The organism is uncultured Subdoligranulum sp., assembly GCF_937890665.1.
On sequence record NZ_CALADU010000034.1, the window covers coordinates 1 to 4,655 of the forward strand.

Below are 4,655 nucleotides of genomic sequence, written 5' to 3' on the forward strand. Positions count from 1 at the left end.
GGTGCCGGGTTCCCGCATCGGGATTGCCCACGGCAAGATGACCGAGGAGCAGATCTCCTCGGTATGGCAACAGTTGTTGGACAACGAGATCGATGTGCTGGTCTGCACCACCCTGATTGAGACCGGCGTGGATGTGCGCAACTGCAACACCCTGATCATCGAGAATGCCGACCGCATGGGGCTTTCCCAGTTGTATCAGCTGCGTGGACGGGTGGGTCGCTCCTCCCGCAAAGCCTATGCCTATTTCACCTTTACCCGGGACAAGGTACTGACCGAGGTAGCCGCCAAGCGGCTCTCGGCCATCCGGGAATTTACCGCTTTTGGTTCCGGCTTCCGCATTGCCATGCGGGATTTGCAGATCCGGGGCGCGGGCAGCCTGCTGGGACACAGCCAGCACGGTCATATGGAAGCGGTGGGCTATGATCTCTACGTGAAAATGCTGGGGCAGGCTATTGCCACCGCCCGCGGCGAGACACCGGCCCCCGACAAAAGCGATTGTCTGGTGGATATTGCCATCGACGCCTACCTTCCCGAGGACTATATTCCCGATCCCGCAGGACGTATCGAAGCCTACAAACGCATTGCGGCCATTGAAACCACCACCGACGCCGAGGACGTACTGGACGAATTGATCGACCGGTACGGCAGCCCACCCAAGAGCGTACAGGGGCTGGTGGATGTTTCGCTGGTACGTGTCACCGCCGCGCGTGTGGGCATCGTGGAGATCGTTCAGCGCAACGATCTGTTGATCCTCTACTCCGATGTAGTAGGACCGCAGCAGCTCGCTGCTGTGATGGACCAGTATCCCCACCGGGTGCTGTACAACGCGTTGGGCCGCCCCTATTTCAGCCTGCGGGTTCAAAAAGGCGAAAACCCGCTGGTCTTGCTGCGGGATGTGGTCACCTTACTGCCCGGTGCTGCTCCCTCCGCATCTTAATATCTTTACACAAACAGCAAGGGACCTTGACCCGTACGGGCCAAGGTCCCTTGTTGATTCAAGACTGAGGGGGTTCCGGCTGGCCGGCTTCCGCCGTTGTCATGCGGATGATGTATTGCGGACTTTTGTTCATGGCCATATACATACGGCCCACATACTCTCCTATCAGTCCCAGCATCATCATCAAAATGCCGTCCAACAACAGCACAATGGAAACCGTACTGGACCAACCGGCGTCGATCGCATCCAGCAGCAAAATCTTCCGCACAATGATGATCACGGCAAACAAAAAACCAACCAGCGAAAACAGCATTCCCATTACCGTGGCCACCCGCAGGGGTTTGACCGAAAAGGCCGTAAATCCATTGAGCCACAGCCGCAGCAGCTTGACAAAGGTATAGCCGCTTTCTCCTTCGGTTCGATCCTGATGATCAATGGGGATGTTTTTGAACCGAGAGGTGGAACGTACTGCCAGCCCATCCACATAGGGGAACGGGTTATCGCACCTGACCATCTCATCGATAATGAACCGTCGAGCCACATAGTAGCTGGCCATATACAAATCCTTGGGCTTGCCCATCAGCCAAGTGGCCATCCAATCGTTGACCCTGCTGCCAAAATTGCGGAACAGGCTGTGGTGCTTGGTGGGGTAGCTTGCATAGACAATATCGGTGTCCTCGTCCATCGCATCGATGAGGCGGAACATCTCGGCCGGCGGCGTCTGACCGTCATCATCCAGACTTACCACCAGATCTCCGTGTACATGGCGGTACCCAGCCATGAGGGCCGAAGCCTGTCCGAAATTCCGGGACATACAGATGCCAAAAATCTGGGGATCCTGCTGTTTCAGACGGCAAATCTCCCGCCAAGTATCATCAGCGGGGTTGTCGTTCACCAAAATGATCTCATACGCATAGCGGCCATCTGCTTGGACCGTTTCGCGAATCTGCTGCGTCACAGCCGCCAACGTGGCAGCACTGTGGTAACAGGGAATGACAAAACTGAGCAGTTGCATGAGGGTTTGAAGTTCCTTCCTCTTATTTTTCCATCCATGTGCACAGGCACGCCGGATCCTCGGCAGCAAAGATATAATATCCGAACCGAGTAGAAGAGTCCGTTACAATATGATCCATCGGGTCGATGGGACTTTCCTCCAGCATGGTAATACCGGGCGCATGGCGCAGGGCTTCCCGCTTTTCCAAATCTTGTGCCCCAAAGATAAACCGCACCCCGCAGGCCCCATAATGCGGACCCTGCGTCATATCGGGGGCTTGTCCCAGCGCGATCTGCACCACCATCCCTACGAAATCCCAGCCAGTGGTGAACCGCACCAGATGGCTGCCGATGCAGTCACCACCCATCCGGCCGCCGATCTCGATGAGACGAATATTGCCCGCCGCATCGATTTTCAGCTCGCTGTGGGAGGCACCGTTGCGAATTTCCAAAGTATCCAATGCGTGGAAAACCACATCCCGCACCCGATCATGCATACTGGCGGTCAGCGGGGCCGGTTCCATGTGGCCGGTTTCAATATACATCGGCGCACCGGTGGTATATTTCAAGGTAATCTGCAGCAAGTGGTGCTGCCCCTGATAAGAGACGCATTCCACGCTGTATTCCTGTCCGGTGACGAACTCTTCTACCAAAGCCATCTTTTCAAAGCTCTGCTCCCGTGCGCGGACGATGGCGGCCTGCAGCCCCGCCGGGCGCTGTACCTCGGTGATGCCGCGGCTGCCGGAGCGATCGGTAGGTTTGACAATCAGCGGATACTGCATCCCTTCCAACACCGAAAGATCGGTCTCGGGGCCGATCAGCACCGACTTCGGGGACGGATCTCCGCCTGCGGCAAAAGCCTCCCGCATTTTGTGCTTATTGGTCGACTTTTCGCAGCAGCGCATCCCATTGCCGGGCAGTCCCATCTTTTCCGCCACATAATTCACGGTAATCGCCGCCAAGTCGCTGGCGATGGTGCAGATTCCATCAATGCCGATCTCCTGACATTTCTGTAAAATCGCATCCTTTTCTATAATGCTGATGGGATAAAAATAGTCCGCCATCTTTTCCCCCACGTCATCCGCCGCCCAGGCGAACACATGGGTCTCGCACTCCAGATCCTTGGCTTTCTGGATCAGCGGTGCTTGCAGATAGGATGCTCCGATAATGGCCAGTCGTTTCATGGCGAAAAATTCCCTCCTGTACATCTTGCGCAAATTGACAGAATTTAGTTTATTATAGCACACCGCCCTCAAAATGGGAAGTCTTCTTCAACTTGTCTTTTCCGTAGGAAGAAGGTATAATTGAAAAGATTCACTTGGGGGGAGGATTTTTTATGGCAATCTTACAGCAAACCCTTCACAGCGTCGCGCGGTACCTACGTGTCTGCTTCAAGTGGCTGGTGCTGGCGATTTTGGTTGGCTGTCTGACCGGACCGCTGGGCGCCGCATTCGGCTTGGCCCTCGACTGGGCCAACACTACCCGCGCTGCACAGGGCTGGCTTTTGTATCTGCTGCCGGTGGGCGGCCTTGTGATCGTGTTTCTCTACCGGCGTTTTGACCCCCAAGGCGGTGGTTCCACCAATCAGGTATTTGTGGCTGTGCGGGAACGCAAGGTGCTCACGCTGCGCACTGCTCCGCTGATTTTCTTTTCTACGGTAACCACCCATCTGTTGGGCGGTTCCAGCGGTCGCGAGGGCGCCGCATTGCTGTTGGGCGGTTCCGTTTCCGGTCAGGTGGGACGTTTGTTCTGCTTGAATCGCCATGATTGCCGTCTCATGACAATGTGCGGCATGGCCGGTGCCTTTTCCGCTATCTTCGGCACCCCACTGGCAGCCACCGTCTTTACCATTGAGGTGGTGAATGTGGGTTCCATGCAATATGCCGCCCTTCTTCCCTGTCTGGTCTCCGCACTGCTGGGGGTCTGGATCAGCAGCCGATTGGGGCGCTCTCCTACGGCCTTCACGCTAGGCGCTACCGCAGAGGCCACCCCCGTTACGCTGCTGCAAGTGTTGGCGCTGGGCATATTGCTGGCTGGGCTGAGCATAGTATTCTGCGAACTTCTGCACACCGCCCCCAAACTGTATACGAAATATTTCCCCAATCCCTATTTACGAGTGGTCGTGGGCGGCGTATTGATCATCGCCTTGACCAAATTGTTGGGCACCACCGACTACAACGGTGCCGGCAGCGCGGTCATTGCTGCCGCCATCGCAGGGCAGGCTCTGCCCTGGGCCTTTGCCTGCAAAATGCTGTTCACCGCCTTGACATTGGGGGCCGGCTACAAGGGTGGGGAGATCGTCCCCATCTTCTTTACCGGCGCCACTTTCGGCTGTGTAGTGGCACCGTTGCTGGGCTTGCCCGCCCCCTTGGGGGCCGCACTGGGCATGGTAGCCCTTTTCTGCGGCTGCACCAACAGCCCGCTGGCCTCCATCTGCTTGGGACTGGAGGTATTCGGTGGCCAATGCCTGCCGCTTTTCGCACTGGTGTGTGCGGTTTCCTATATGCTGTCCAGCTATTTCAGCCTCTACCACGAGCAGCATTTCTTGCACTCCAAACTGCACATCGGCGGCGTACATTTTCAGGATGGCCATTGGTCGGAAGGCGATCTGGACGAGGAATTTTAAGTTGTGCGTATACCGCCGACGTGGTATAATAAAGTGTTTAAAATCAGAAAGATTAACTATTAAAAGTCAACCCCGAAAATGAATGGTGGTGGTGAAAAA

General features: G+C 56.1%; 4 protein-coding genes. 2 read left to right on the top strand and 2 right to left on the bottom strand.

Annotation, left to right across the window (positions count from 1 at the left end; translation table 11 throughout):
• The coding region (locus Q0526_RS01855) for a TRCF domain-containing protein (protein ID WP_298730287.1) at nucleotides 1-937 on the top strand (937 nt) is incomplete at its 5' end.
• Between the two features lie 58 nt (nucleotides 938-995).
• Here Q0526_RS01855 and Q0526_RS01860 read toward each other — a convergent pair.
• Together Q0526_RS01860 and Q0526_RS01865 are read right to left on the bottom strand one after the other, a co-directional pair.
• Nucleotides 996-1,952: a glycosyltransferase family 2 protein gene (locus Q0526_RS01860; protein ID WP_298730289.1), complete on the bottom strand. Its 957-nt coding sequence runs from the start codon at nucleotides 1,950-1,952 to the stop codon at nucleotides 996-998.
• A 22-nt stretch (nucleotides 1,953-1,974) separates the two neighbouring features.
• Nucleotides 1,975-3,114 (bottom strand): ATP-grasp domain-containing protein, encoded by a 1,140-nt coding sequence (locus tag Q0526_RS01865; RefSeq protein ID WP_298730291.1) that lies wholly within the window; start codon nucleotides 3,112-3,114, stop codon nucleotides 1,975-1,977.
• Nucleotides 3,115-3,266: 152 nt separating this feature from the next.
• Between Q0526_RS01865 and Q0526_RS01870 the strand changes: the two genes are divergently transcribed.
• Nucleotides 3,267-4,556: a chloride channel protein gene (locus Q0526_RS01870; protein ID WP_298730293.1), complete on the top strand. Its 1,290-nt coding sequence runs from the start codon at nucleotides 3,267-3,269 to the stop codon at nucleotides 4,554-4,556.
• Nucleotides 4,557-4,655 lie beyond the last annotated feature (99 nt).